Annotated in this window: 1 protein-coding gene; it reads left to right on the top strand. The window is 36.2% G+C overall.

The genetic code is table 11. The features are described from left to right. Window positions 1–2,096 precede the first annotated feature (2,096 nt). Complete coding sequence (locus JIV24_RS21995; protein WP_200467237.1) at window positions 2,097–2,888, top strand: AAA family ATPase; 792 nt, start codon at window positions 2,097–2,099, stop codon at window positions 2,886–2,888. The last annotated feature ends 30 nt before the right edge of the window (window positions 2,889–2,918 follow it).

Genomic DNA, 2,918 nt, shown 5'->3' with positions numbered 1-2,918 from the left:
TAGGTGTAATTTTATTCACACTCTCGTGAAAAAATTATGATTTTGAAAAAGCGCTTTGGAGAACCTGAGTTGTCACACAAAATCTATGGCGGGACTAGCCGGAAAGAATAACCTCCCGCTTTTTTCTCTTCTCTATAATTCTAATGAAGTAAGATGTTTTTCAAACATAAAGGCAAGCCCCTTCATTGAATTATTAATAGAAGAGACAATTCACCCCACCACCGGCCTCCACTTTCCGGCACGGCCAACGCACATCCAAGTACACCATTGAATTTCCTAGGGACCTGACATCAGCAATGTAAGCGGGGTACCCACTCAATGCAGTGAAGCATAAAAGAGATTTGGAACAAAAGCTGTTCATTATTAAATCTCTTGCGTAGCAAATTGATAGTGGGTCGGTGAGTGCTGCAGTCAGCGGGGTTTTTCGTTAGTTTTTTTCCTGAAGAAAAAAGTAACTCGGGTTTGGGCGAAGCGCCAATTCTTCATTCCTTTTGCATTGCCCAAAAGGAACAAAACTCTAGTCTGGCAAAATGTCCATCGCGCTCAAACTAGTTTCTATACTTCTAATAAAAGTAAAGCCTTTTATCAAAGGCAAAAGCAAGCTCCTTTTAAGAGGTATCACGAAATTAGTTTTTCACCCAATCGCTGGCTCCATTGCCAGACAAGCCACCGCGCGGTCAAAACGCTGTTTTGATTGGGGAATGAGCCCGACGATAATTCCCTAGGGGTCTGACATCAGCAACGTAAGCGGGGTACCCACTCAATGCAGCGAAGCATAAAAGAGATTTGGAACAGAAGCTGTTCATTATTAAATCTCTTGCGTAGCAAATTGAAAGTGGGTCACTGAGTGCTGCAGTCAGCGGGGTTTTTCGTTAGTTTTTTTCCTGAAGAAAAAAGTAACTCGGGTTTGGGCCAAACGCCAATTCTTACTTCCTTTTGCATTGCCCAAAAGGAACAAAACTCTAGTCTGGCAAAATGTCCCTCACGCTCAAACTAATTTCTATACTTCTAATAAAAGTAAAGCCTTTTATCAAAGGCAAAAGCAAGCTCCTTTTAAAAAGTATCACGAAATTAGTTTTTCACCCCACCACTGGCTCCACTGCCAGACAAGCCACCGCGCTGTCAAAACACTGTTTTGATAGAGGAATGAGCACGACGATAATTTCCTAGGAGCCTGACCTCAGCAACGCAACTTGGGCCCCACTTGATGAAGCGTAGGAAATGAAAGAATTTTTATAAAATCATGAATACCTATATAATAAACACAAATGAATAATTGGAGCACGTAAAGGGAATCTTTAAATCTTTCCCGTAGCAAGTCAAATCAATTTCAACACCAAGCTCAACAGTCAGGCACTATTAATTTCAGATGAACTAACGGATTTACTTGCCAGGCGAAGTACTGAACTTAAAAGCAGACAAGAGATTAAATATTTAAAGGATCCTGCAATTACCCTACTAATGGAAAATATAAGAACGGTTCGCAGTACAGGGCAGTATGTATTTTATAGCGACAAAAATAAATTCCGTAAGTACACCAGTGATTACAGCAGAAAATTACAACATACTAATTAGGTGCTCTTAGCTTACTACAATGATGCTAATATATCCTCTGTGAATTCTATTAATTGCCTTGTGAAGCCTTACTTTATTTATTTTTTTACTCACAGTTGCAAATCTTATAGCCATAGGCAAAATATCGTCTTCATAATTATATTATTCACTCTCACAATTCAAATATGACCTTCACAATACATTATTACTGTATCATAATTAAATTACCCTAGCTATTCTACTTAGCCTTTCACCAGCTAGTCATTAATAAGTTACCTATAATTAGTTAGGTACTTATGTAGGCATATTACAATGAGTTTTTATCAAGCTAAGCATGTAGATGCCAAAATTAATTCTATTTTAGTCGCACTAATCGGGAAAAGCCGCCACCAACCGGGGAATATGTGAGCGTTAGCTGGGCGGTTAATCATAGGGAATTATTAAATGTATGGGCACATAGCTGCCGATACAGAATGATATAGTAATTGCTCTGCACGTACGTTAGCCACAAGTGGGTCAGTGCAACTAATAAAACATGATATATGAAATATAGAATTCTTGAATTTAGTATTAAAAATTATCGTTCAGTTTCTAATCTAAAGTTAATACCATCCAAGGATGATAATCTGAGTATAATTTGTGGATCAAATAATGTTGGCAAAACTAATTTTTTAAGAGCCTTACAGCTATTTTTTAATCCTACTACTAAGAATTTCAATTCAAAGGATGATATTCCATTTCATATTGAAGAAGGATCTCGAGGCCAAGGCTACGCTACCACATTAAAGGCAAAAATTTGGGATATAGAAAACAATGAAATTTATATAATAACTGAAAAATTTTCTGAGAAAAAAGAAGTTGTATCAATTGACTTATCAGGAAAAAAAGGGACTGAAATATTAACTGATAAAGATGTTCTAGAGTTTCTTACAAAAAATTTCAAGTTTTTCTTTATTGAGGCTAGCAATGTGAATATCCCAGAGTTAGTTTCAGAAATTGTAAATGAAGAGATACTACCAATTGGATTGGATAAAAGAAGAAAATCTCAGAAAGAATCTCTTGAAAGATTAGAGGATTTTATTGAGAAATCTAAAGAAGCAGTTGGAAGAATTGAGAATGATTTAACAAAGATTTTTAAAGAAATTCTCAATGAAGTTAATACCATTGATTCTAATGAGTGGAAATTGAAAATTAACTTTCCAGAATATGTCTATTTAAGAGAAGCTATTTCAAGCATGATTAACTTCACTTTATTTGACACAAATGAAAGAAAATTAGAAACAAAGGGATGCTCTTTTCGTTCCAAAACTGGACCACTATTGCAGCGGTTATAATTACTTTTAGTTCCTTGCTGCCTATTGAAA

The organism is Carboxylicivirga marina, assembly GCF_016612505.1.
In the GTDB taxonomy this organism is placed as follows: domain Bacteria; phylum Bacteroidota; class Bacteroidia; order Bacteroidales; family Marinilabiliaceae; genus Carboxylicivirga; species Carboxylicivirga marina.
The sequence above is the reverse complement of the archived record's forward strand: the minus strand, read 5'-3'. Positions and strand labels throughout refer to the sequence as shown.